The organism is Acinetobacter sp. SM34, assembly GCF_022012365.1.
Classification (GTDB): domain Bacteria; phylum Pseudomonadota; class Gammaproteobacteria; order Pseudomonadales; family Moraxellaceae; genus Acinetobacter.
Window position 1 is genome coordinate 155,879 of the sequence record NZ_JAKLTP010000003.1, and the last position, 25,771, is coordinate 181,649.

Here is a 25,771-nt window from a genome sequence, read left to right on the forward strand (position 1 = left end):
GTGATGAGGCACAATGACATTTTTATGAAAGCTATTTGGCAAAGATTTAATCGCTTGTTTGAAATTAAAAGCCGAAAGCTGAGCGCAGGTGAGAGAAGGCTTGCGGAGTCTGTTTTTGGGCCTCATTTGCAGCTGGATGCTATTTGCATCGTGGCACATCGCGCTGTTTTGAAGAATTATGCAATCAGCCCGAACGGGCATATTTATTTCAATCCGAAGAACTGGTGTGAAGATTTCTCCAAAATGCCGCTGGGGCAACAATCCTGGTTTATTCATGAGTTAACCCATGTTTGGCAAATTCAGCAAGGTTTGGCGGTGGTGCGTAAAGCGCTATTTGACCGTAAATATCATTATGTACTGGAGCAGGGTAAACAGTTTTTGCAATATGGAGTAGAGCAGCAGGCGCAGATGGTGCAGGACTATTTTATTAAAAAAACGCGTGGCGAAGAGTGCGGTGCATATGAAGCCTGTATTCCCTTTTTGATGCAAAAAGCCTGATTTTTATCTGGTTTATCAAATACTTTAAATTATTTTATTACAGGCATTAAAAAACCACCCGAAAGGGTGGTTTTTTAAATCATCAATTCTTGAAGAATTAACGACCTTGGATGTCACGTTGAACTTCACCAGTGTAAAGCTGACGTGGACGACCGATTTTGTAAGGGCCGCTGTGCATTTCTAACCAGTGGCTGATCCAGCCAACAGTACGTGCAAGAGCGAAGATTACAGTAAACATTTCAGTCGGGATACCAATCGCTTTAAGGATGATACCTGAGTAGAAGTCTACGTTAGGGTATAAGTTACGCTTGATGAAATATTCGTCAGAAAGCGCGATACGTTCAAGTTCCATAGCCAAAGCAAGTTGTGGATCGTTGATACCAAGAGCAGCAAGAACTTCATCACAAGTTTCTTTCATTACTTTCGCACGTGGATCGAAGTTTTTATAAACTCGGTGACCGAAGCCCATAAGTTTAACTTCTTTAGTTTTCACTTTTTCCATGAAGCCAGCAACGTTTTCTACAGTGCCGATTTCATCAAGCATCTTAAGAACGGCTTCGTTCGCGCCACCGTGAGCAGGACCCCAAAGAGCAGAAATACCTGCAGCGATACATGCGTAAGGGTTAGCACCAGTAGAACCCGCTAAACGTACTGTAGAAGTAGACGCGTTTTGTTCGTGGTCAGCATGAAGCGTAAAGATACGGTCCATTGCTTTAGCAAGAATTGGGTTAACTTTGTAGTCTTTGTCTGCAGGAGTAGCAAACATCATGTACAAGAAGTTTTCAGCGTAGCTCAAGTCGTTACGTGGGTAAACGAATGGTTGACCAACTGTATATTTGTAGCTCCAAGCTGCTAGTGTAGGAACTTTAGCAATCAAGCGGATTGCAGTAATTTCACGGTGGTTAACATCTTCGATGTCCAAGTTGTTGTGATAGAACGCAGAAAGCGCACCAACTACACCAACCATAATTGCCATCGGGTGAGCGTCACGACGGAAACCATTGAAGAAACGGCTAACTTGGTCGTGAACCATAGTGTGGTTACGAACTTTAGCATCAAATTCTACTTTTTGTTCAGCTGTTGGAAGTTCGCCGTTTAACAATAAGTAGCAAGTTTCTAGATAGTCTGCTTTAGTTGCAAGCTGGTCGATTGGGTAACCGCGGTGTAGAAGAACACCTTTGTTACCATCGATGAATGTGATTTTAGATTCACATGCAGCTGTTGCCATAAAACCAGGATCAAAAGTAAAGTGACCTGCGGCCAACACATCTTTAACGTCGATTACATCTGGGCCCAATGTGCCGCTGTAAATTGGTAATTCAATTTCTTTGCCATCAAGCTGTAAAACGGCTTTTTTGCCAGTTGCTTCAGACATTCAATAGATCTCCTGTCCTGGTGAATGTTTTATCTGACTCGTAGTACTAATCTTTTAATGCGCGAATCAGACGGGTCAAAAATTTGCTATAAGATTAGTGAGTACTGAAATTTTGTCAATTATACTTATGGATAAAAAGAGACGCTCTCACAGGGATTTGGTCAAAAATAATCCAGTAGCGAAAAGGAAAATATCAGTATCGACGCAGTATAATATGTCAAATGAAAATAAGTTGCAGAAAAAAATATGCATGTTGTTTGAATTGTAAGCAATTTTTAATTCTTAAAAACTCTGATAAATCCCGGCTATTTGTTGGTTTTTATATTCTAAATGATTAGAATTTTCGTAACTTACCTCTTTCTGGTGTTTTTGTTGTTGTTTTCTTGGTCATAATTAAAAGCGATAAGTGAAGAGTAAAATAAAGTTTGTTTGGTTAAAAAATAGCTGCTGAATATGTGCTGAAATGCTGTTTATTTGTTCAAAAGATGAAAAATATCCCATAATTTTGCTGAAGAATTAAGCGTGATTTTGCTATGTAGGGAGGTTATACACAGATTAAGTGGTTATTTCGTTTCATGATGTTTAATGAGTATAATTTTAGTAAATGTTGTATATTTATATTAAAAATAAAATCTATTATAGAGAGTGTGAATGTGGCTAATGGTGTTGTAAAATATAGTAATTACTTGTTCATCTTTAGTCTAAATAAATTATTTAAATTATTAAAGTAAAAAACGATCAGTAAATTTAAACTTTAATTAATAAAAACCAACTATATAGGTTAATTTTGTTAGATTTATTTTGTCTGCATATATCGAACAATTAATGTTAATGATTCTTATTTAATGGTTTTTTATAGAAAAGCTAAATGTGACTGTTTGTGTTTTGATAGTTCACGTTTTATAATTCAGTGTCGTTTTAAATTTAGGTATTGCTAGATATAGTAATGGCCTAAAAATGCTAGCTTTCCTTCGAATTAATTCCAACAAACTCCGGATGGAGTTTTTACTTACAGGATGCCCGCTGTGAAAAGCAACAGACCTGTCAATTTGTCCATGGGTCAAGTTTTAGAAGTAAACTTAAAATCCCCTGTGGCTATTGCATCAATTCTACACCGTCTTTCTGGTGTGATCGTATTTTTACTTGTACCGGTACTTTTGTGGCTTTTAGACAAATCATTGTCTTCTGCTGAAGGTTTTGCTGAAGTTCAGGCAATCTTTGGTGGCTTCATTGTACGTTTTATCGTATGGGTATTTGTAGCCGGCTTACTTTTCCATTTCATTATGGGTATCAAGCATTTACTTGCTGACCTTGGTTTTGCTGAAGAACTGCAAAGTGGTCGTGTAGCAGCTACTATTTCATTGATCTTGGCTGCGATTTCAATTGTCGCATCATTTGTATGGATTGTTCTCTAATGAAAAGTGCTACAGGTTTAACGGGTTCAGGTTCTCGCGATTGGTATATCCAACGTGTAAGTGCTGTTGTATTAGCTGTTTATACTGTTGTGGTATTGGGTTGGATCCTTTTTCATGGTGGATTCAATTATGAACAATGGTACGGCTTCATGATGACATTACCAATGAAGATTTTATCTTTATTGGCAGTCTTATCTCTTGTCGCACACGCTTGGATCGGCATGTGGCAGGTATTCACTGATTATGTGACTACTCGTCAAATGGGTCCTTCAGCTTCAGGCTTGCGTTTGGTGCTGACTTCAGCAGTGATCATTGCTGTATTTGCATATGCAATCTGGGCGATCCAGATTTTTTGGGCGAATTGATAGGAAACAATCATGGGCGCTATAACCCCTAAAGAAGATTACACAAATATTCCACATCAAACTTTCGATGCAGTCATCGTTGGTGGTGGTGGTTCAGGCATGCGCGCTTCTTACCAACTTGCTCAAGCGGGTTTGAAAGTTGCAGTACTGACTAAAGTATTCCCAACACGTTCACACACTGTTGCGGCACAGGGTGGTATTGGTGCATCTCTTGGTAATATGCAAGAAGATAACTGGCACTATCACTTCTATGACACAGTGAAAGGTTCTGACTGGTTAGGTGACCAAGACGCGATCGAGTTCATGACACGTGAAGCGCCTCAAGTTGTTTATGAACTTGAACACCTTGGTATGCCATTTGACCGTAACGCGGACGGTACAATTTACCAACGTCCATTCGGTGGTCACTCTGCGAACTACGGTGAAAAAGCTGTTCCTCGCGCATGTGCTGCTGCCGACCGTACTGGTCACGCGCTTCTTCACACGCTTTATCAAAGCAATGTGAAAATGGGTACTCAATTCTTCGTTGAATGGATCGCGCTTGATTTGATCCGTAATGAAGCAGGCGATGTACTTGGTGTAACTGCAATTGACCAAGAAACTGGTAAAATCGCAGTATTCCAAGCGAAAGCAACATTATTCGCTACTGGTGGTGCTGGTCGTGTTTACCGTGCATCTACAAACGCATATATCAACACTGGTGACGGTCTTGGTATGGCAGCTCGTGCAGGTATTCCATTACAAGATATGGAGTTCTGGCAGTTCCACCCTACAGGTGTTGCGGGCGCAGGCGTATTGTTGACTGAAGGTTGTCGTGGTGAAGGTGCAATCCTTCGTAACAAAGACGGCGAACCGTTCATGGAACGTTATGCTCCAACTTTGAAAGACTTGGCGCCACGTGACTTCGTATCACGTTCTATGGACCAGGAAATCAAAGAAGGTCGCGGTTGTGGTCCTAAAGGTGATTATATCCTTCTTGATATGACTCACTTGGGTGCTGACACAATCATGAAACGTCTTCCATCTGTATTCGAGATTGGTAAGAAATTCGCGAACGTTGACATCACTAAAGAGCCAATTCCAGTAGTACCAACAATCCATTACCAAATGGGTGGTATTCCTACGAATATTCATGGTCAGGTTGTTGTACCTGAAAGCCGCGAAACTACGCCGCTTGAAGCACATTACAACAAAGAAACTGATGTTTATTCTACCAATGCTGAAGGTCGTAACTTCACTAAACCTGTAAAAGGTTTTTATGCAATTGGTGAATGTTCATGTGTATCTGTACACGGTGCAAACCGTTTAGGTACCAACTCACTGCTTGACTTGGTTGTATTTGGTAAAGCTGCTGGTGAACACATCATCGACTACGTGACTAAACACCACGGCGATGAATATGCACCGCTTCCAACGACTGTACTTGAGCAAACTGTTGCACGTATTCGTAAACTAGACGAATCAGCTACAGGTGAAAACGCTCAAGAAGTTGCTGATGCAATCCGTGATATCGTTCAAGATCATGCGGGTGTATTCCGTACATCTGCGCTTCTTGATGAAGGTGTTAAGCAAATTCTTGCGATCGAGCCACGTGTTCGTAACATTCATTTGAAAGACAAATCTAAAGTATTCAACACTGCGCGTATTGAAGCTCTAGAAGTTGAAAACTTGTATGAAGTTGCTAAAGCGACCTTGATTTCAGCCGCTGCTCGTAAAGAGTGTCGTGGTGCGCATACAGTGGTAGACTTTGAATTGTCACCTGATCATGCTGACTACCCATATGGTCGTCGTGATGATGAGTGGATGAAGCACACATTATGGTTCTCAACAGATAACCATCTTGAGTATAAGCCAGTGCGTTACCGTCCATTGTCGGTTGATGCTATTCCACCTAAACCACGTACGTTCTAATTAGGAGAAGTAAGATGAGTAGAGGTACTCGTACATTTAATATCTACCGCTACGATCCTGATAAGGATAAAGCACCGTACATGCAAACTTTTAAACTTGAGTTGACTGACAAGCACCGTATGTTGCTTGATGCTCTTCTTGCGTTGAAAGTACAAGACGAATCTTTGACATTCCGTCGTTCATGCCGCGAAGGTATTTGTGGTTCTGATGGTGTGAACATCAATGGTAAAAATGGTTTGGCGTGTCTTTGGAACCTGAACGATTTACCGGAAGTGATTACGGTTCGTCCTTTACCTGGTTTACCCGTGGTAAAAGATTTAGTTGTGGATATGAATCAGTTCTACGATCAGTACGACAAGATTCATCCATTCTTGATCAATAACCAGCCTGCACCAGCGAAAGAGCGTTTACAGTCTCCTGAAGAACGTGAACACTTAGATGGTTTGTATGAATGTATTCTTTGTGCATGTTGTTCAACTTCATGCCCATCATTCTGGTGGAACCCGGACAAATTCTTGGGTCCTTCAGCATTGTTGAATGCATACCGCTTCATCATTGACTCTCGCGATACTGCAACTCAAGATCGTTTGGCTCGTCTTGACGACCCATTCAGCTTGTTCCGTTGTAAAGGCATCATGAACTGTGTATCGGTTTGTCCTAAAGGTCTTAACCCAACTAAAGCAATCGGTCACATCCGTAGCATGTTGTTAGACCAAGCAGGTTAATCTGTACCTAGTCAAAAAAAGCACACCTTGGGGTGTGCTTTTTTTATGCTGATCATAGTTGCGTGGTATGAATGAGATATGAAATATCAATGTAAATAACTTGGGGGGAGGCTGATAATGATTTTTTAAAGAGATATGGCTGATTAAAATAAAAACGAAAATGTGCTTAAAAATGATCTGTTTGTTGTGAGACTGTTTTATTCGACAATTTAAGCGCTAATTGCAAGTTTGAATCTGCAAAGTTGAGATTAAGATGTTATCATATAACGTATATAAAGAGGGCTCAGTGTAAAAATTGTGCTCTCTTTTGTTATATGTGGTGGTGAGGCTAGGACTATGGTCTACATTGAATCTAATTTTTAGATAAAGCACCATATGTTAGAGGAAAATGATATCTATGTATTTCGCCAAGTTATGGAGGGTATGTGTCAAAAAAATCAATTGTAACTGGAGAACATGTTACGATTTGACACAAAGCTATATTTAAAAAAAGCCCTGTATTTACGTACATTTTTTCAACATTTGAAATTATGTATAAGGTTTATAAATAGATATAAATCGCTTTAGAAAAATTAAGTCGCGTAGTTATTTTTTCTAAGTCGATTTGCAAAAAATTGCTCGGTCTTGGTCGAGTATTTAAATGAGTGATGATGCCAATGAGGGCGTTATGATTCATTATTCACATTGGGTTATTCCTAATGTAGTGATAACGCCTCATGGCTTATGCCTGATGGGGACTAATGTCATATTACCAATTTGGCATTATTAATCATGGGTTCGCTTAAAAAGCATCCTGAAAATGTTTTTGCAATAGGAAATGGGTCCACAAATGCAAGAAGTTGCTGACGCACTGCGTCTTGACACTGAACTAAGCGCTGACAGTGCAGCGTATATTGAAGAACTTTATGAGCAGTATTTAACGTCACCAGACTCAGTTGGAGCTGACTGGCAGGAATACTTCGGTAAATTCCCTAAAGGTGATCAACCCCACAGCAATGTACGTGAGCAATTCCTTTTATTAGGTCGCAATTCAAGTCGCGTGCAACCTGTTGTGCAAAGTGCTGTAAGTTCTGAGCATGAACGTCGTCAAATTGGCGTTTTACAACTGATTGCTGCTTATCGTAACCGTGGTCACCAAAAAGCAAAATTAGATCCACTTGGTTTGGCTAAGCGTGAAATCGTGCCTGATCTAGATCTTGCTGCGCATGGTTTGACTCAATCTGACCTAGACACAGTATTTAACACGGGTAATCTTGCAATCGGTAAGACTGAAGCGACTTTGGCTGAAATGGTCAATGCCATGGAAGCAACATATTGTGCTTCTATTGGTGCTGAATACATGCACATTGTTGATACCAAAGAAAAACGCTGGATTCAACAACGTCTAGAAGGCGCTAAAGGTCAATTTGGTTTCTCTGCTGAGCAAAAGAAACACGTATTAGAGCGTTTAACTGCAGCTGAAGGCCTAGAAAAATACCTCGGTAATAAATACGTAGGTGCAAAACGCTTTGGTGTTGAAGGTGGTGAATCTTTCATCCCGATGGTAAACGAACTGATTCAACGTGCAGGTTCTGTAGGTTGTAAAGAAGTTGTGATCGGTATGCCTCACCGCGGCCGTTTAAACCTTCTTGTCAACATCATGGGTAAAAACCCGGCTGACCTGTTTGGTGAGTTTGAAGGGAAATCACTGACCAAAAAAGGTTCTGGCGACGTTAAATATCACCAAGGTTTCTCATCTAACGTGATGACTCCAGGTGGTGAAGTTCACTTGGCATTGGCATTTAACCCATCACACCTGGAAATTGTTGGACCTGTAGTAGAAGGTTCAGTACGTGCGCGTCAAGTACGTCGTCGTGACATTGGTGGTGATGATGTATTACCAGTCATCGTTCACGGTGATGCTGCATTTGCGGGTCAAGGTGTAAACCAAGAAACCTTCCAGATGTCACAAACTCGTGGTTACACAGTGGGTGGTACGGTTCATATTGTTGTAAACAACCAAGTTGGTTTCACAACATCTGATCCTCGTGATGCACGTTCAACAGAATACTGTACTGACATCGCGAAAATGATCCAGGCGCCAATCTTCCATGTAAATGGTGATGATCCTGAAGCAGTACTGTTTGTTTCTCAATTGGCACATGACTTCCGTCATACTTTCCGTAAAGACGTAGTGATTGACATGTTCTGTTACCGTCGTCGCGGTCATAACGAAGCTGATGAGCCAGCTGCAACTCAGCCAATGATGTACCAAATCATCAACAAGAAAACCACGACTCGTACTTTGTACGCTGATCAACTGGTACAACAGGGTATTCTTGATCGTGCTGCAGCTGATGCAATGGTTGAACAGTACCGTTCAGACCTTGAAGCGGGTAAACACGTTGCCAATGCCTTGGTATTGGAACCAAACACCAAAATGTTTGTAGACTGGACTCCATACTTGGGTCATGACTACACTGACATTTGGGATACGACTTTCCCTATCGAGCGTTTAAAAGAACTTGGCACTAAAATGCGCGAGCTTCCAGAAGGCTTCGTAATGCAACGCCAAGTGGCTAAAGTGATTGATGATCGCTTGAAAATGCAAACAGGCGAAATGCCACTGAACTGGGGTGCTGCTGAAACTTTAGCCTATGCCACCATTCTTGATGAAGGCTTCCTTGTGCGTTTAACGGGTGAAGACGTGGGTCGTGGTACATTCTCACACCGTCATGCAAAATTGCATAATCAGGTAGATGGTTCGACATACATTCCACTTTGTCATATCAAAGAAAACCAGCCACGTACTGCAATTTATGACTCATTGTTATCAGAAATGGCGGTTCTTGCGTTTGAATACGGTTATGCAACCACATTACCGAAAAGCTTGGTGATTTGGGAAGCTCAGTTCGGTGACTTCGCAAACTGTGCGCAAGTGGTGATTGACCAGTTCATCTCATCTGGTGAAACCAAATGGGAACGTGTATGTGGTTTAACACTGCTTCTTCCACACGGTTTTGAAGGTCAGGGTCCAGAGCATTCATCTGCACGTTTAGAACGTTTCTTGCAGCTATGTGCTGAAGACAACATGCAAGTGATTACGCCAACTACACCGGCTCAGATTTTCCATGCTATGCGTCGTCAGGCAATCCGTCCAATCCGTAAACCAATGATCGTGACTTCACCGAAGTCATTGCTTCGTCACAAACTTGCAACTTCTACATTAGAAGAACTTGCAACTGGTACATTCCAGACTGTGATTGATGAAATCGATCAAATCAATAAAGCAGACGTTACTCGTCTGGTACTCTGTGGTGGTAAGGTTTATTACGACTTGCTTGAAAAACGTCGCGAGCAAGAACTTAATAACACTGCAATCGTTCGTATTGAACAATTGTATCCATATCCAGAACAACGTATCGCTGAAGTACTTGCTTCTTATCCAAATGTTAAAGAAGTAGTTTGGACTCAAGAAGAACCGAAAAACCAAGGTGCTTGGTTGTTCATTGCGCCGCGTTTATATGACGATGTAATGAAAACAGGTAAACAAGTACGTATTAGCTTCGCAGGCCGTCCAGCATCTGCTGCGCCAGCTTGTGGTTCACCATATTTGCATGCAAAACAACAAGCTCAGCTGGTAAATGACGCATTAGCGATTGCAGCTGAACAATCAGGAGATTCTAAATAATGGCAACCGAAATTAAAGCACCGGTATTCCCAGAGTCAGTTGCAGACGGTACGATCGCAACTTGGCACAAACAACCAGGTGAAGCTGTATCACGCGATGAAGTGATCTGCGATATTGAAACTGATAAAGTTGTTTTAGAGGTTGTTGCTCCTGCTGACGGTACAATTGCATCAATTATCAAAAATGAAGGCGAGACTGTACTTTCGAATGAAGTGATTGCACAGTTTGAAGAGGGTGCTGTTTCTGGCGCTGCTCAAACTCAAGCAGTTCAATCTGAAGGTCAGGTAGAACAAGCCGCTGCTCAAACTGAAGCGGGTGCTGCACCTGTAGTTGAACGTAGCCAACCTGTTCAAGATCAAGCGCCTGCAGTTCGTAAGGCGTTGGCTGAAACTGGTATTGCTGCAAGCGATGTTGCTGGTACAGGCCGTGGTGGTCGCATCACTAAAGAAGATGTTGTAAGCCATCAAGCTAAACCAGCTGCTCCTGCTGCTGCGCCTTTAAGCGTTGCTGTAGGTGAGCGTATTGAAAAACGCGTTCCAATGACTCGTTTACGTAAACGTGTTGCTGAACGTCTACTTGCTGCTACTCAATCAACAGCAATGTTAACGACGTTCAACGAAGTGAACATGAAACCAATCATGGAAATGCGTGCTCAATACAAAGATGCATTCGAGAAACGTCATGGTGCACGTCTAGGCTTTATGTCATTCTTTGTTAAAGCGGCAACTGAAGCACTTAAACGCTACCCAGCGGTAAATGCTTCTATTGATGGCGACGATATCGTTTACCACGGTTTCTATGACATCGGTGTAGCGGTTTCTTCTGAACGTGGTCTTGTGGTTCCTGTTCTTCGTGATACAGACCGCATGAACTATGCTGAAGTTGAAAATGGTATCCGTGCTTACGCTGCGAAAGCGCGTGATGGCAAATTGGGCATTGAAGACATGACTGGCGGTACATTCACCATTACTAATGGTGGTACATTCGGTTCATTGCTTTCTACTCCAATCTTGAATACACCACAAACTGCAATCTTGGGTATGCACAAAATCCAGGAACGTCCGATGGCTGTAAATGGTCAAGTAGAAATCTTGCCAATGATGTATTTAGCGCTTTCTTATGACCATCGTTTAATCGACGGTAAAGAGGCGGTAGGTTTCCTTGTAGCGATCAAAGAATTGTTAGAAGAACCTGCTCGTCTTATCCTTGATCTTTAATTCTAAAGAATAAATCCATGGGCTTAGGGCGATCCTCTAAGCCCATTTTTTGGAGATAAACATGTCTCAACAATTTGACTTAGTTGTAATTGGCGGTGGACCAGGTGGTTATGAAGCAGCAATTCGTGCGGCTCAACTTGGTTTCAAAGTTGCTTGTATCGAAAAGCGTATTCATAAAGGCAAACCATCTTTAGGTGGTACTTGCTTAAACGTGGGTTGTATCCCGTCTAAAGCTTTACTTGATTCTTCACATCGCTATGAAGATACCGTTCAGCATTTAGATGACCATGGTATTACTACCGGTGAAGTTAAATTTGATCTTTCTAAAATGCTGGCTCGTAAAGACAAAGTTGTAGATCAATTGACTGGCGGTATCGATCAATTACTTAAAGGTAATGGCATCGAGTGGTTAAAAGGTACGGGTAAATTACTTGCAGGTAAAAAAGTAGAATTTGTTTCTCACGAAGGTGAAACTCAAGTTTTAGAGCCTAAATACGTGATTCTTGCGACGGGTTCTGTTCCTGTAAATATTCCAGTGGCTCCTGTAGATCAAGACTTAATCGTTGATTCTACAGGCGCTCTTGAATTCCCAGAAGTACCTAAGCGTTTAGGTGTGATTGGTGCTGGTGTAATCGGCCTTGAGCTTGGTTCAGTATGGCGTCGTCTGGGTGCGGAAGTTGTTGTATTTGAAGCAATGGATGCATTCTTGCCAATGGCTGATAAAGCTTTGGCAAAAGACTTCCAAAAACTGTTGACCAAGCAAGGTATGGATATCCGTATCGGTGCAAAAGTTGCAGGTACTGAAATCAACGGTCGTGAAGTAACGGTTAAATATAACCAGGCTGGCGAAGACAAAACTGAAACTTTCGATAAATTAATTGTTTGTGTAGGTCGTCGTGCCTATGCTGAAGGTTTATTGGCTGATGATTCAGGCATTAAATTGACTGAACGCGGTCTGGTTGAAGTAAATGATTGGTGTGCAACTTCTGTTGAAGGTGTATATGCAATTGGTGACTTGGTACGTGGTCCAATGCTTGCTCATAAAGCAATGGAAGAAGGCGTAATGGCAGTTGAACGTATTCACGGTCATGCTGCACAAGTGAACTATGACACGATCATTTCTGTAATTTACACACACCCAGAAGCGGCGTGGGTAGGTTTAACAGAACAGCAAGCGACTGAAAAAGGTCACGAAGTTAAAACGGGTCAATTCGGTTTTGCTGTGAACGGTCGTGCTTTAGCTGCGGGTGAAGGTGCTGGTTTCGTTAAGTTTGTTGCTGATGCAAAAACGGATCGTTTATTGGGTATGCACGTGATTGGACCTGCTGCGTCTGATATCGTTCACCAAGGGATGATTGCGCTTGAGTTTGTATCTTCAGTTGAAGATCTACAGTTGATGACTTTCGGTCACCCAACTTTCTCTGAAGTGGTACATGAAGCTGCACTGGCAGTCGATGGACGCGCAATTCACGCGATTCAACGTAAGCGCAAGTAATTCGAAAAAAGAGCGACTTAGGTCGCTCTTTTTACATTCCATGGTTGTTTTTATTGGAACAATCATCTAAAAATAAAGATAACGATTTTAAAAAATGCCAATACTGCTTTGACGGACGTCTGGGTATTGGTGGGTCATAACAAAGCAAAAAAGTAATAAAAGGTTATTCGATGAATTTACATGAGTATCAAGCAAAAGCGTTATTAAAAAAATATGGTATGCCAGTTCAAGAGGGTGTACTGGCAACCAATGCAGCAGAAGCTGTAGCAGCATTTGAGCAACTCGGCGGTAAGTTTGCCGTAATGAAGGCTCAAGTTCATGCGGGGGGACGTGGTAAAGCAGGTGGGGTTAAAGTCGTAAAATCAAGTGATGAAGCCGCTGAATATGTAAATGGCATTATTGGTACACGGCTTGTGACTTACCAAACCGATGCCAATGGTCAGCCGGTAAATAGTGTTCTTGTGTGTGAAGATGTCTATCCCGTTGAACGTGAATTGTACCTAGGTGCAGTGGTCGACCGTTCCAGTCGTCGCGTAACTTTTATGGCATCCACCGAAGGTGGTGTCGAAATTGAAAAAGTGGCAGAAGAAACCCCAGAAAAAATTATTAAGGTAGAAGTGGATCCTTTGGTGGGATTAATGCCTTTTCAAGCGCGTGAAGTGGCCTTTGCACTTAATTTAAAAGATGGACAAATCAACCAATTTGTCAAAATTATGACGGCTGCTTATCAGGCATTTATTGAAAATGATTTTGCCCTATTTGAAATTAATCCACTTTCAGTCCGTGAAAATGGTGACATCTTATGTGTTGATGCCAAAGTAGGCATCGACTCTAATGCATTGTACCGTTTACCAGAGATTGCAGCGATGCGCGACAAGTCTCAAGAAAATGAACGTGAATTGAAAGCTTCAGAACATGACCTGAATTATGTAGCCCTAGAAGGCAATATCGGTTGTATGGTCAATGGAGCCGGTCTTGCCATGGCAACCATGGACATCATCAAACTGTATGGTGGTCAGCCTGCAAACTTCCTGGATGTCGGCGGTGGTGCCACCAAGGAACGGGTGATTGAAGCCTTTAAAATTATTTTGGCAGACAGTTCGGTACAAGGTGTTTTAATTAATATTTTTGGTGGAATTGTACGTTGTGACATGATTGCTGAAGCCATTATTGCAGCGGTTCAGGAAGTTCACGTAGCCGTACCGGTTGTTGTGCGTTTGGAAGGAAATAATGCAGAACTGGGCGCCCAGCTATTGGATGAATCTGGACTAACGTTAATTTCTGCATCAGGTTTGGCTGATGCTGCAGAAAAAATTGTTGCTGCTGTAAAAGCTTAAGGGAGTATCAAACATGAGCGTATTAATCAATAAAGACACCACTGTATTGGTACAAGGCTTTACAGGTAAAAATGGTACTTTCCATTCAGAACAATCCATTGCCTATGGCACCAAAGTCGTTGGTGGCGTAACCCCAGGTAAAGGTGGGCAGCAGCATTTAGGGCTTCCGGTTTTTAATACCATGAAAGAAGCTGTTAAAGAAACAGGAGCAACAGCAACTTCCATTTATGTTCCGGCACCTTTTGTTTTAGATTCGATTATTGAATCAATTGATTCAGGAATTGAGTTAATTGTGGTGATTACTGAAGGCGTCCCAACCTTGGACATGCTGAAAGCAAAACGCTATCTAGAGACTTATGGTAATAATGCACGTTTAATTGGGCCAAACTGTCCAGGCATTATTACACCGGGTGAATGCAAGATCGGCATTATGCCAGGGCATATTCATCAACCTGGTAAAATTGGCATTATTTCTCGTTCAGGCACATTGACCTATGAAGCAGTCGCGCAAACGACTAAATTAGGCTTGGGTCAGTCAACCTGTATTGGTATTGGGGGTGACCCGATTCCAGGCATGAACCAGATTGATTGCTTGAAGTTATTCCAGGAAGATCCGCAAACCGAAGCTATTATCATGATTGGTGAGATTGGTGGTACCGCAGAAGAAGAAGCAGCAGAATATATTCAGTCGCATGTGACTAAGCCGGTTGTGGGCTATATTGCAGGCGTGACTGCACCGAAAGGCAAGCGTATGGGACATGCGGGTGCGATTATTTCTGGCGGTAAAGGCACAGCTGAAGAAAAATTCGCAGCCTTTGAAAAAGCGGGTATGGCATATACCCGTAGCCCGGCAGAACTTGGCTCAACCATGTTTGAAGTATTAAAGAGCAAAGGTATGGCTTAACACAAACCTGGCAAATGTAATAAAAAGCCCTCGATAGAGGGTTTTTTATTGAGTACTATTTGATGGCTTAGCAATGATTGGCCATTAAAAAATTCAATATTGAAAAATGATGGATTGTAAGAGATGATTTTTTTGTAGTAAAAATTAAATATTGAACAAAAAATATACTGATTAAATAAAGAAAATATCATAATTAAAGTAAAGCAATAAGTTAAAAACAATATAGTTTATAATTTAAATAACGTGATATATATCACATAAAATAATAAAAACACAAAACGAAACACAATATTTTGTTAATTGGTTATTTTAAGCACATATTGTGGACTACAATATGACCATTAATAACAATGAATAAAGAATATTTTAATTATGAACTTTAAACTCAATATACTTTTTCTATCTTGTGGAACTTTACTGTTTTCTACATTGTCATATGCAGAATTGATCTATAACGACGTTGTCGATCAACAACGTGAAAAGATTGTACCTTTAATTAAACAAGGCCAGGTGGATAGTGGATTACAAAAACTCAGACAATTATTGGTCCGTTATCCCAATAATCAGAAATTGATCGCTGATTTTGTGGTGCTCGCCTATGAAAATAAAAAATTTACAGAATCAGATATTCAGTACCTTAAGGGTATAAAAAGCCAACAATTTCCAGATTATGCAAAGGTGAATGTGCTTAAGGCCTTGCGTGATTTAAAAAAATTTGAATTAGGAGAATTTTGGGCAAAAAAATTCGCCCAAACAGATCAAAATCAGATGTGGACAGTATGGACGGGTGTCTTGCAAGCGGAAGCAGGCAAAACTGCTCAAGCAAGAAATACTCTAAAGCCGATTGATATCAACTATGTAGAGGCCGATTATTTGGCACAACTTGCATATACCTATCGACTTTTAAACATGCCGATCGATGCAATCAATGCAGCGACTCTGGCCATTGAGAAAAATAAAGATTTAAGTACCGATGAACAATATGTATTGGCACTTATGGCGAATTCAAATTATGCCAAAGCTGAACAGTACCTGAGCCGTAATGAAATAAGTCAAAAACAGCCGCAATTGGGAACCACGGTAAAAATCAGTGAATTTACCCAACGTATTCAAAATGCGGAGCAATATATTAAATTAGCCAATTATCGTGCTCGTGGCAGTAATCCTTATCAGCCTCTAGATCGTGTTCTTGCCGATATGGAAAGCTATGAAGCCCAGATCCCTAATAATGACGTCAATTTAAAACGTCGATTTTACTATGAATATATATATGCATTAAATGTAAGAAATCGATCAAAAAAAGTTATTGAGCAGATCCCCAAAGTTGGTTTGCCGGTTGAGCAAATGCCAGCTTATGTACGTCAAGCGATTGCAGAAGCATATTTGAGTGATCATCAACCTAAAGTGGCTGAAGTGCATTATAAAAATTTGCTCAAGGATAAAAAGAATGCAAATTATAAAATTTATGCAGGTTTGTATTACGCTTTAATTGAACAGGAAAAATATAAGGAAGCGGATCAGTTCCTCAAAAGTCTGGATAAATTGTTGCCGACTTATTTCTATAGTAGTGCCAAAGGGGTAGATAAAGTTACCCATGATGACCGTGCTGAATATTTGGGACTTGTGGGTCTTAATTATTTATATCGCAATGAAAATAGTAAAGCAGAAAAATATTTTGATGAGTTAGTGGCGAAGGCACCCAATAACGTGGTGTATCAAACTTATCGTGCACAAGTGCAACGCGCGCGTGAAAATCCTCAGCAGGCTGAAATGATATTGTCGCAGTGGGATAGTATGACCCCAGTTGATAGTAGTGTAAAAATCAATCATATGCTGAATATGCAGGCCTTGGGTGATATTCAACAATGGCGTGCTCAAAATGCTGAGCTCATGCGCACCTTACCTGAAGATACCGGGGTGGTAAAAAGTAAAAAAGAACTTGATGATCGTGATCATGCATCTATTCAGCACCAAAGTCTTTTTTCAAAAAGTGAATCAGACAATGCAGCTTTGCTGGATCGTTTGAAGGGTAGTCGTGAACAGGAAAACTGGACACGTATAAATACGCCTTGGTTTTATGACAATTTCCGAGCTTATGTCGATCATAGTATTCGATCCGCTGATTACGATGACGGCAAGGTGGATGATCAGCGCGTAGGTTTGGGGCTGGAATGGGAGTCGCGTCGTAAAGCTGCAAATATCCTGCTGTCCCAGAGTATAAATGATGCATTGGGAAATGACCGCTTTGGTGTACTGGTGAATTGGTCACAATGGTTAAATGATCATTGGCAATACGCTTTAGGCTATAACAGTCAAGCCAATATTCCCTTGCAAGCGGTTAAAAATGGTAATGAAGGTCAGTCCTATAGTTTAGGCCTAAATTGGCAGCAGCATGAATCTCGCGAAGCTGGGATGAACTATCAACTGACCGATATCGATGATAACAATACCCGTCATGAAGCGACGGCCTATTTAAAACAGCGGATTTTAAAAGGACCTCACCATATTACAAGTTTGTCTTTAGGGGGGTATTACAGTCAAAACGATCAGGTTGCGGTGAATTATTTTAATCCTAAAGAAAGTTATAGTGCGGAACTGACCTTACAGCATGACTGGAACACCTGGCGTAATTATGATGCATATTTCAACCAGCATTTTGAATTCAGTGCTGGAGCTTTTGGGCAAAATGGATTTTCCTCAAAGGCTATATATAACGTTTTTTATCAGCACGATTGGCATTTTTCTCGAACCTGGAGTTTGAACTATGGCATAGGCTGGGGAGTCCATCCTTATGATGGGGAAGATGAAAAAAGAACTTATGGATCGGTAGGTCTGAAGGGGCATTTTTAATGAAAAAAATCGTAAAATTTTTACTTGCTAACTTGTTTATTGCTGCTTGGTTTATACCTACGATGAGTATGGCGCAAAATGTGACAAACGCTAAAAATGAACTACCCGATAATTTATTTGTGACGATTACCTTTCATGATGTAAGAGACGATGTTACTTCTGGCGACCACGATCTGTATGCTATTAGTACTAAAAATTTGGCCCAATATTTTGCATGGTTGCAGCAAGAAGGATGGGTACCCATACGTTTGCAAGATGTCTGGCTGGCACGACAGAAGAAAAAGCACTTACCACCAAAATCGGTATTGCTGACCTTCGATGATGGCGCACTCAGCAGTTATACTCGGGTATTTCCTTTATTAAAACAATATAACTTTCCTGCGGTATTTGCCATTTCTACGAGCTGGATTAATGGTAATACCAAAGATCCCTATGAAGCTTATGGCAAAAACAATTTGATGAATTGGGATCAGATGCGTGAAATGCAACAATCTGGCTTAGCGGAGTTTGGTTCCCATTCAGATAATATGCATAAAGGTATAGTTGCCAACCCTCAACAAAGTATGGAGCCCGCTGCAATTACCCGTACATATTTACCCCAATTAAAACGTTATGAAACAGATGCAGCCTATCAAAAACGTATCATAGAAGATTTAAAGAAATCGAAGGAAATTTTAGATTTCCAATTAGGTATCGAGACTTTGGCTATTTTCTGGCCTTATGGAGCAGTGACCAAGGAAAGTGAAGAGCTTGCATTAAAAGCAGGATTACCTATGTCATTTAGTTTGGGTAGCATGTCGACACTTGCAGATGCAGGTACCACATATCAACGTGCGTTAGTCATGGGTAATCCTACCCCTGAAATGCTACATACAGAAATGCTGGATTTTTTAACTTTCGCCAATGAAGAATACAAGCAACGTAAGAGCTTTGTCGGTTTTGATCTGGCTGAAATGGTCAGTCCCAATAATAAAATTTTTAATCAGAAACTGGGGCAGTTGCTGGATCAAATTAATGCATTAAAAAGCAATACACTGCTATTAAAAGTTGTAGCTGATGAGAATCGTGATGGAAAAATAGATGTTGCTTATTTTCCAAACTCGCAATTAAGTATGCGACGAGATTTGCTCAACCGTACGGTTTGGCAAGCGCGTACCCGTATTGATAACCGTGTATATGCAGAGTTGCCGATTAGTATAGAAACGAAACAAGGATTGAATCTGGCTACATTAACTGGAGATCTGGTTAAGAACAATACTTCTATTGAAGGCTTGATGATTGAAGTGGGAGATGAATTCTCGTGTGCTGTAGAAAATAAAAGCTGGGATGCGGCATGTGCTCAAAAAGTGAAACGCGTTTTACAAATAAAAGAACGGACTAAACAACAGGCAAATTACTATGCCAATATTAGTAATAATTACCAAACCGCTTTGAAAATAAGTTTAAAGAATAAACATATTGGTGGTCTAAAACCCTTAATTGAGCAGGGCTTGGCATACAGTGACTTCCTTTATATTGAATTTGATCCTGTGGAACATCCTGAAATATTTAGGGCTGTGCAAAAACAGTTGAAAAAATTAAATGCTGAACAAAAGCAGCGTCTGATTTTTAGTTTTACCGTTAATCCAAATTCCAGTAAACGTGAATGGAAACATTATCAAGAAAATTATGAAACATTAAAAAATTTAGCGATACAAAAAGTTGGAATTAATAACTATCAGTTAAAAGCAGGACAGCAGATTCAGGAAAATCTTTATAGGGAGTTAAGCAACAATGATAGTCCGTTAACTTATCGCAATCCTTATAAGAATAATACTGCGAAAAGGAGGTAATAATGGGTGAATTCAGTTTGATAAGTGTGAGTGATTTATACTTTGGTTTTGCATTTTTCTATCCATTATTTATGGCTTGGATTTGGATTGCCGGCGGAATCTGGTTTTATCTAAAGCATGAACACAAGAAACCGCCATTGCCTCATCTTAGCGAACACGGATGCAGTATCGTGATTCCTTGTTTTAATGAGGCAGCACAGGTTAGAGATACCATAAAATTTGTCATGCAAACTCAGTATCCGGATTTTGAGGTCATTGCAGTGAATGACGGTAGTCAGGATAAAACTGCTGAAATTCTGGATGAGCTTTTGCAAAAATATCCGAAACTCAGAGTTGTCCATTTGGCTGAAAACCAAGGCAAGGCCTATGCCTTACGTGCCGGGGCAATGGTGAGTCAAAATGAATATCTGGTTTGTATAGATGGTGATGCCTTAATACATCCGCATGCAGTGTTATGGATGATGCATCATTTAACCAGTTACCCACGGGTTGGGGCAGTCACCGGGAATCCACGTATTTTGAACCGTTCCAGTATGCTGGGCAAAATTCAGGTCGGCGAATTCTCTTCTATTATTGGATTAATTAAACGTGCACAACGCACCTATGGACGAATCTTTACTGTCTCAGGCGCAATAGTCGGTTTTCGTAAAACGGCCCTAGACCGGATAGGATATTGGCGTGATGACATGATCACAGAGGATATCGATGTATCATGGCGTTTACAGTTTGATCATTGGGATTTGCAATATGTCCCACGAGCATTGTGTTACATCTATATGCCTGAAACCTTCAAAGGCTTGTGGAAACAGCGGTTACGTTGGGCACAAGGAGGAGTAGAGGTTTTATTTGCTTATTTACCGAGCTTATTTAAGTGGAATCGACGCCGTATGTGGCTTATTGCGCTGGAGTCTATTATCAGTGTGGTTTGGGCGTATGTGATGTTTGGTATTATTATCTTATATCTATATGGTCTGTTTTTTTCTTTACCAGGAGAGTGGGCAATTCAATCTCTCTTTCCACAATGGTACGGGATTATTTTGGGTTTAACTTGTCTGATCCAATTCTTTGTCAGTTTATGGATCGATAAACCCTATGATAAAGCCCGAATCTTCAGGAACTATTTTTGGGTCATTTGGTATCCACTGTTCTTCTGGATTCTAACCATGTTGACGACAGTGGTTGCATTACCTAAAACGATTTTCAAGACTCAAAAACGTGCGCGCTGGGTAAGCCCAGATCGTGGATTTAGAGGAGAGCCAGAAAATGACTAAAGTATATAAATTTTATTTAATTGAAGATGAGTCAAAATTGGAGCTGCCAGAATATATTGATCAACCTGAATATGTACGTAATAAAAGCATGGGTTACAGTTTGCAAATCGTAGGTTGGTTTGTATTTATGTGGTTATTTATGCCAGCGTTGACCATGCTGTTTTGGTGGTTTGAAGGTCAAACCATTTATCAGCAACTGGTCACAGAGGCTCAACCGGATAGCCAATTAAGTTTAATGAATATTATTGTACTGATTTTAAGCTTTATTAGTGTGCTATTTCTTTGGGCAACTTATAACTGGGTCCGCTTTTCAGGTAAGGAGCGTAGAAAAACCCCATTAGCAATCGCGGTACCCCAACTTGCCAGTAGTTTTAAGGTGAATACGGCAGATATTATCAATATGCAACAGGCCAGGAATTTAACCCTTTATTATAACAATAAAGGGCTACTGGAGTTTTTTGAGACTAATCACCAGTTAAAAAAGCGGATTTCAGCTTAGAAGGCTGAGGATGTTCATGGACAAAATCATCGGGGTAATAACCAATATGTTTTACCCCGTGTTTTTCTAAAAACTTGATGGTATCCACAATTTCTTCGGTGGAAAGCTTCTGATCGTTTATCCAATTCAATGCTTGAAGTTCAAAGATCGTATGACTTAAATCTGGGTCGTATTTTTTTGACTGTCGTATCAGGTCTAAATAAAACTGTTGATGGTCATCCGCTTCTTCCATATAAGGCATGGCCATAATGGCATTGTAGTCATAATATTGATAAGTACTAGGCATGGATTGGCTAAACCAGTTTTCACTATGTGGCTCTAATACTACTGGTGCATACATATTGCGTGCAGTCAGAAGATTAGGCTGTTGCTGTTTAATTATTTTGGTAATGCCTGCAGCAAACTGATCCAGATAGGCTGTTTTGAATTTTGCAAATTCCAACTGTTTAGATTGCCGAGGTTGTTTTAATAATTGATCTGCACCGAATCCCCAAGCCCGGTACATGCTTTGTGCCGGAGCAGAGCTATCTTCATAATCGTTGAGCGTGACATCATCGTGGTAGAGCACGCCATCCACCGCATTTGATTTTATAAAGTCTAAATAAATTTCGGAAACATATTTGAGATTTTTAGGATCAAAGGGTGAAACCCGAATATAACCCTGTTTACCACCGGCGTTGTGTGAAACATAGGTCAGTTTGTAACTTTTGGGAAACTCCCAAGCCATTAACGGTAGCCAGGCATAAATATGCTTAACCTGGGTCTTGCTACGAATCTGGCTGACCAGAACAGGGAAAAGATTATCCCTGGTCGGAATATGGCGGTTTTTAAAGTACACCTGATCGGCTGAACCATTGGCATCGGGGTCGGCAAAGGCTTGCAAGAAAATGGTATTCGGTTGAATCTGGATAATCCGTTGGATTAAATCTTGAATATTTCGTTGCTGCTGTTTTTTATCTTTATCATAAACGTAGTCAATATCGATATGCATGATACGCATCTGATCGATTTTTTCGGTTTTTTTTAAGGGCGGCACGACTGATTTTTGCGTTATATTTTGCTGCACAATTGCATCAATAGGATGCTGTTTGATTTGCACAATATCGGCAGAATATGCAGACAAGGGGAGACAGCTTAAGCTCCAATAAAGACAATGGCTAAGTCTATTCTGGTATAAATTTTTAAAATTATTCATTGTTATACTCACTTTTATCATTTATTGAATTTTTCAAAAATCTCAATTTATTCATCATTGTTTTATTATGCAGTCGGCTGGTTGTAGAGCAATCAGGCACGAAGTAAATCATCAATCAACAGTTTTTTCATTTTAAACACCGCTGCCTGCGCATGAGGGTTTTGCCTGAGTATTTCACTCAAATTTTCAGGATGAATTTGCCAGCTCACACCAAACTGGTCTTTACACCAGCTACATTGGCTTTCTGTACCTTTGAGCGTGATGCTATTCCAGTAATAATCAATTTCAGTTTGATTTTCGCATTCAATGATCAAGGATACGGCTTTATTAAATTCAAACGGTTGAGGAACCCCACTGTCCATGGCCATCAGGGTGAAGTGATTGGCGATCACTTGGGCATGTTTGATTTGTCCGGCGTACTCGTCCTCGCTATATTTTAAAATGCCTTGGGTGCGAAAATGATGAAATAGGCTTTGGTAAAAATTTAACGCAGCCAGACATTGTCCCTGATATGCGCCGCAATACATCAGCGTTGGGACAATCTTTTGCTGATTGGTATCGGATGATTTTCCTAAATAAAGTTGCCAGCTAAAACCATATTGATCTTGCAGCCAGCCATAATAATCACTCCATGCATATTGCCCCAATGCCATTTGTGCAGAACCGCCTTCAATCAATTGATTCCAGTAGTAATCAATCTCGGTTCGATTTTCACAAATCACCATAAAAGAAATTGAAGGATTGGGATGAAATGTAAGTTCATCATTAATGGCTAAAAACCGTATGCCCACCAATTGTGCTTTTACCGCATACTGATTTTCTTCGATCAGGTGGCTATTGGGAAAAATAGAGCAATACCATTCAAATGCAGCTTTGACATTTTTTTCAAACCACAGGCAAAGGTAGATAGAGTGTGTCATTATTATGCTCTATGTCTGCAATATCAGCAGATAATGCGGCCTTCTACAGCCTTAACACAAGTAAGTTTATAGAGCGTAATTGTATAAAAATTATTCGGATTGAAACGAGAAAATATTGTTTTAAGATGGCATCTTTCCTGTTTTTAAAAACTTATTCAGATACAATAACTTGAGCCTATATTCATCGATATCAACAACAGCATTTTCCGTATAGGGTTGTGGGTGGAGTGGGAGAGTGAGGGCGATAAATAGACCTTAAAAATGATTCGGGATGCCTTGATCACTGCCAACGACACACTTACAGCATAACAAGTTGCCACAATGCCCAACAGTTGCATTGGGCAACGGATCATGCAGAAAATCCACTTAGCGATCAATACACATTTTCTAGCTTGTTTTCTTTATCTAAATGAACGCTATCTTTAGGTAAAACCATCAATACAGACGGGTTTGAATGCGAATTTTCATTTCCAACGCTTGTTGCACAATAAAGGTTTTCATCCAGTTCACCTGTTGTCCCATGGGATTGGTTTTAATGGCTGTATTTAAGAAATCTAATGACGGCTGACTGAACAACTGTGTTTCAATTGCATCTGTAAGCTGAGCGCTATTGGCGGTCAGTGGCAGGCTGACCAGATAAAATGCCTTGGGATAATTATAAAAGGCGTAGAGCAGGTTAAAGGCTTTTTGATCGGCCTTTAAATTTCCTGCACCGATTTCATAGCCGCGATCCTGGTTGCTATGGGTTACACCGATCAAAAAATCACATTGATTACCCGAAAGTCGTAGTCCAAATTGCAGTCCAATCTGGTCAGCACTCAGTTCATGCTGAACAAAATTATTCAGAATGGTACCATCCTCAGCCCAAGGTTCTTGTAAGACCAGTAAATGCTGATTGTGCTGATAGATATGACCAGCAAGCTGGGCGCGTTCTAGGCGGGACTTAACGGATTCAATGTTTGGGTCGGGTAGTGGCATAATTTAAAAAACACAGGAGATAGGAGAAAGTTCAGTTAATGTATGAAATTTTCAAGGCGAATAAAATATATGGCTTAGAGGAATTAACAATCAGCTTATATTTTGTACATTTTAATCTTTAGTTGTGATCCTGACTGTCCCTGAGTAGAATAACAAGAGGCTTAAGCTGATCATTAATAAAAACTTATACTCATTATCAGAGAAGCTTTATATGATAAATTTGCATATCAATATAATAAAACAAGCAATAGTTGTGATAACTAAATCTCTATAATGAATATATATATTTTTAAAAGTGTAATAAGTACACGTTGATCTGAGTTGGTGTTGTCAATGTCCATAACTGAGGAAAGACTTACTCATCTTAAACAGCTTGAAGCTGAGAGTATTCACATTATCCGTGAAGTGGCTGCCGAATTTGAAAATCCGGTCATGTTGTATTCTATTGGTAAAGATTCTGCAGTAATGCTGCATCTTGCTTTAAAAGCATTCTACCCCGCAAAACTCCCATTCCCGCTACTGCATGTAGACACGGGCTGGAAGTTTAAAGATATGATCACATTCCGCGACAACATGGCGAAAACCCATGGTTTCGATTTGATCGTGCATCAAAATAAAGAAGGTAAAGACGCTGGGATCAATCCGTTTGATCACGGTAGTTCTAAATATACCGATATCATGAAAACCCAAGGCTTAAAACAGGCTTTGGATAAATACGGTTTTGATGCAGCTTTTGGTGGCGCGCGCCGTGATGAAGAAAAATCACGTGCCAAAGAACGTGTTTATTCGTTCCGTGACAGTAAACACCGTTGGGATCCTAAAAACCAGCGTCCTGAACTTTGGAATCTTTACAACGGTAAAGTGAACAAAGGTGAAAGTATTCGTGTATTCCCGTTATCAAACTGGACTGAGCTTGATATCTGGCAATACATCTACTTGGAAAGCATTCCATTAGTACCACTTTATTTAGCTGCAGAACGTCCTGTGGTTGAGCGTAGTGGCACACTGATTATGGTTGATGATGAACGTATGCCTTTAAAAGAAGGTGAAGTTCCGCAAATGAAATCGGTACGTTTCCGTACATTAGGTTGTTACCCATTAACGGGTGCTGTTGAATCAACTGCCAACACCTTGCCGGAAATTATCCAGGAAATGCTTTTAGCCACCAGTTCTGAACGTCAAGGTCGTATGATTGACCATGATGAAGCAGGCTCGATGGAAAAGAAAAAGCAGGAAGGTTACTTCTAATTTCCTGATGAAAGTCCCTCTTTTATAAAGAGGGATTTAGGGAGATTTAGAAACCGATTTCAACGA

At 40.5% G+C, this 25,771-nt stretch carries 19 protein-coding genes and 1 pseudogene; 16 read left to right on the top strand and 4 right to left on the bottom strand.

The features are described 5' to 3' along the window. The first annotated feature begins 24 nt into the window (after positions 1–24). A complete protein-coding gene (locus LZZ98_RS03865) occupies positions 25–498 on the top strand; it encodes a type IV secretion protein Rhs (protein ID WP_442862683.1) in 474 nt (157 codons plus the stop codon). Between the two features lie 97 nt (positions 499–595). Here LZZ98_RS03865 and gltA read toward each other — a convergent pair whose 3' ends face one another. Continuing rightward, positions 596–1,873, bottom strand: coding sequence for a citrate synthase (gltA, locus tag LZZ98_RS03870; RefSeq protein ID WP_086176257.1), 1,278 nt, complete (start codon positions 1,871–1,873; stop codon positions 596–598). A gap of 1,016 nt (positions 1,874–2,889) precedes the next feature. On the opposite strand from gltA, the gene sdhC reads away from it, so the two are divergent. From sdhC to pgaD, 14 genes and pseudogenes are all read left to right on the top strand, one after another. Further along, positions 2,890–3,288 (top strand): succinate dehydrogenase, cytochrome b556 subunit, encoded by a 399-nt coding sequence (gene sdhC, locus LZZ98_RS03875; protein ID WP_143002188.1) that lies wholly within the window; start codon positions 2,890–2,892, stop codon positions 3,286–3,288. Beyond that, positions 3,288–3,653, top strand: coding sequence for a succinate dehydrogenase, hydrophobic membrane anchor protein (gene sdhD / locus LZZ98_RS03880; protein ID WP_237786723.1), 366 nt, complete (start codon positions 3,288–3,290; stop codon positions 3,651–3,653). Before sdhC ends, sdhD begins: the two co-directional genes overlap by 1 nt. A gap of 12 nt (positions 3,654–3,665) precedes the next feature. Continuing rightward, positions 3,666–5,564 (top strand): succinate dehydrogenase flavoprotein subunit, encoded by a 1,899-nt coding sequence (sdhA, locus tag LZZ98_RS03885; protein ID WP_237786724.1) that lies wholly within the window; start codon positions 3,666–3,668, stop codon positions 5,562–5,564. A gap of 14 nt (positions 5,565–5,578) precedes the next feature. Further along, complete coding sequence (locus tag LZZ98_RS03890; RefSeq protein ID WP_086176254.1) at positions 5,579–6,289, top strand: succinate dehydrogenase iron-sulfur subunit; 711 nt, start codon at positions 5,579–5,581, stop codon at positions 6,287–6,289. A 585-nt stretch (positions 6,290–6,874) separates the two neighbouring features. Continuing rightward, a pseudogene (locus LZZ98_RS03895) lies at positions 6,875–6,965 on the top strand (hypothetical protein); the annotation flags it as partial. A 153-nt stretch (positions 6,966–7,118) separates the two neighbouring features. Continuing rightward, positions 7,119–9,959 carry a 2-oxoglutarate dehydrogenase E1 component gene (locus LZZ98_RS03900; protein ID WP_237786814.1) on the top strand — a complete coding sequence of 947 codons (2,841 nt, stop codon included), beginning with the start codon at positions 7,119–7,121 and terminating at the stop codon, positions 9,957–9,959. Beyond that, positions 9,959–11,176 (top strand): 2-oxoglutarate dehydrogenase complex dihydrolipoyllysine-residue succinyltransferase, encoded by a 1,218-nt coding sequence (odhB, locus tag LZZ98_RS03905; protein WP_237786725.1) that lies wholly within the window; start codon positions 9,959–9,961, stop codon positions 11,174–11,176. Before LZZ98_RS03900 ends, odhB begins: the two co-directional genes overlap by 1 nt. Before the next feature lie 61 nt (positions 11,177–11,237). Next, on the top strand, positions 11,238–12,671 hold the full coding sequence (gene lpdA / locus LZZ98_RS03910; RefSeq protein WP_086176251.1) for a dihydrolipoyl dehydrogenase: 1,434 nt from the start codon (positions 11,238–11,240) through the stop codon (positions 12,669–12,671). A 170-nt stretch (positions 12,672–12,841) separates the two neighbouring features. Further along, positions 12,842–14,008 carry an ADP-forming succinate--CoA ligase subunit beta gene (gene sucC / locus LZZ98_RS03915; protein ID WP_237786726.1) on the top strand — a complete coding sequence of 389 codons (1,167 nt, stop codon included), beginning with the start codon at positions 12,842–12,844 and terminating at the stop codon, positions 14,006–14,008. Between the two features lie 13 nt (positions 14,009–14,021). Beyond that, positions 14,022–14,912: a succinate--CoA ligase subunit alpha gene (gene sucD / locus LZZ98_RS03920; RefSeq protein ID WP_086176249.1), complete on the top strand. Its 891-nt coding sequence runs from the start codon at positions 14,022–14,024 to the stop codon at positions 14,910–14,912. Positions 14,913–15,341: 429 nt separating this feature from the next. After that, a complete protein-coding gene (pgaA, locus tag LZZ98_RS03925) occupies positions 15,342–17,762 on the top strand; it encodes a poly-beta-1,6 N-acetyl-D-glucosamine export porin PgaA (protein WP_237786727.1) in 2,421 nt (806 codons plus the stop codon). Next, positions 17,762–19,594 carry a poly-beta-1,6-N-acetyl-D-glucosamine N-deacetylase PgaB gene (gene pgaB / locus LZZ98_RS03930; RefSeq protein ID WP_237786728.1) on the top strand — a complete coding sequence of 611 codons (1,833 nt, stop codon included), beginning with the start codon at positions 17,762–17,764 and terminating at the stop codon, positions 19,592–19,594. The genes pgaA and pgaB (LZZ98_RS03930) overlap by 1 nt, the downstream gene beginning before the upstream one ends. A 2-nt stretch (positions 19,595–19,596) precedes the next feature. After that, a complete protein-coding gene (gene pgaC, locus LZZ98_RS03935; protein ID WP_237786729.1) occupies positions 19,597–20,865 on the top strand; it encodes a poly-beta-1,6-N-acetyl-D-glucosamine synthase in 1,269 nt (422 codons plus the stop codon). Continuing rightward, positions 20,858–21,364, top strand: coding sequence for a poly-beta-1,6-N-acetyl-D-glucosamine biosynthesis protein PgaD (pgaD, locus tag LZZ98_RS03940; RefSeq protein ID WP_237786730.1), 507 nt, complete (start codon positions 20,858–20,860; stop codon positions 21,362–21,364). The genes pgaC and pgaD overlap by 8 nt, the downstream gene beginning before the upstream one ends. On the opposite strand, the gene pgaB (LZZ98_RS03945) is transcribed toward pgaD, so the two are convergent. From pgaB (LZZ98_RS03945) to LZZ98_RS03955, 3 genes are all read right to left on the bottom strand, one after another. Continuing rightward, complete coding sequence (gene pgaB, locus LZZ98_RS03945) at positions 21,330–22,487, bottom strand: poly-beta-1,6-N-acetyl-D-glucosamine N-deacetylase PgaB (protein WP_237786731.1); 1,158 nt, start codon at positions 22,485–22,487, stop codon at positions 21,330–21,332. The two genes, pgaD and pgaB (LZZ98_RS03945), sit on opposite strands and share 35 nt — an antisense overlap. 164 nt (positions 22,488–22,651) lie before the next feature. Then, complete coding sequence (locus LZZ98_RS03950; RefSeq protein ID WP_237786732.1) at positions 22,652–23,479, bottom strand: VOC family protein; 828 nt, start codon at positions 23,477–23,479, stop codon at positions 22,652–22,654. Positions 23,480–23,914: 435 nt separating this feature from the next. Then, on the bottom strand, positions 23,915–24,457 hold the full coding sequence (locus LZZ98_RS03955) for a hypothetical protein (protein ID WP_237786733.1): 543 nt from the start codon (positions 24,455–24,457) through the stop codon (positions 23,915–23,917). A 339-nt stretch (positions 24,458–24,796) separates the two neighbouring features. On the opposite strand from LZZ98_RS03955, the gene cysD reads away from it, so the two are divergent. Further along, positions 24,797–25,705: a sulfate adenylyltransferase subunit CysD gene (gene cysD / locus LZZ98_RS03960; protein WP_237786815.1), complete on the top strand. Its 909-nt coding sequence runs from the start codon at positions 24,797–24,799 to the stop codon at positions 25,703–25,705. Positions 25,706–25,771: the final 66 nt, after the last annotated feature.

What these genes read in the sequence shown, in the direction of transcription:
- LZZ98_RS03865 (WP_442862683.1), top strand. Translation starts at nt 25, where the DNA reads ATGAAAGCTATTTGGCAAAGATTTAATCGCTTGTTTGAAATTAAAAGC.
- gltA (WP_086176257.1), bottom strand. Translation starts at nt 1,873, where the DNA reads ATGTCTGAAGCAACTGGCAAAAAAGCCGTTTTACAGCTTGATGGCAAA.
- sdhC (WP_143002188.1), top strand. Translation starts at nt 2,890, where the DNA reads ATGCCCGCTGTGAAAAGCAACAGACCTGTCAATTTGTCCATGGGTCAA.
- sdhD (WP_237786723.1), top strand. Translation starts at nt 3,288, where the DNA reads ATGAAAAGTGCTACAGGTTTAACGGGTTCAGGTTCTCGCGATTGGTAT.
- sdhA (WP_237786724.1), top strand. Translation starts at nt 3,666, where the DNA reads ATGGGCGCTATAACCCCTAAAGAAGATTACACAAATATTCCACATCAA.
- LZZ98_RS03890 (WP_086176254.1), top strand. Translation starts at nt 5,579, where the DNA reads ATGAGTAGAGGTACTCGTACATTTAATATCTACCGCTACGATCCTGAT.
- LZZ98_RS03900 (WP_237786814.1), top strand. Translation starts at nt 7,119, where the DNA reads ATGCAAGAAGTTGCTGACGCACTGCGTCTTGACACTGAACTAAGCGCT.
- odhB (WP_237786725.1), top strand. Translation starts at nt 9,959, where the DNA reads ATGGCAACCGAAATTAAAGCACCGGTATTCCCAGAGTCAGTTGCAGAC.
- lpdA (WP_086176251.1), top strand. Translation starts at nt 11,238, where the DNA reads ATGTCTCAACAATTTGACTTAGTTGTAATTGGCGGTGGACCAGGTGGT.
- sucC (WP_237786726.1), top strand. Translation starts at nt 12,842, where the DNA reads ATGAATTTACATGAGTATCAAGCAAAAGCGTTATTAAAAAAATATGGT.
- sucD (WP_086176249.1), top strand. Translation starts at nt 14,022, where the DNA reads ATGAGCGTATTAATCAATAAAGACACCACTGTATTGGTACAAGGCTTT.
- pgaB (WP_237786728.1), top strand. Translation starts at nt 17,762, where the DNA reads ATGAAAAAAATCGTAAAATTTTTACTTGCTAACTTGTTTATTGCTGCT.
- pgaC (WP_237786729.1), top strand. Translation starts at nt 19,597, where the DNA reads ATGGGTGAATTCAGTTTGATAAGTGTGAGTGATTTATACTTTGGTTTT.
- pgaD (WP_237786730.1), top strand. Translation starts at nt 20,858, where the DNA reads ATGACTAAAGTATATAAATTTTATTTAATTGAAGATGAGTCAAAATTG.
- LZZ98_RS03950 (WP_237786732.1), bottom strand. Translation starts at nt 23,479, where the DNA reads ATGACACACTCTATCTACCTTTGCCTGTGGTTTGAAAAAAATGTCAAA.
- LZZ98_RS03955 (WP_237786733.1), bottom strand. Translation starts at nt 24,457, where the DNA reads ATGCCACTACCCGACCCAAACATTGAATCCGTTAAGTCCCGCCTAGAA.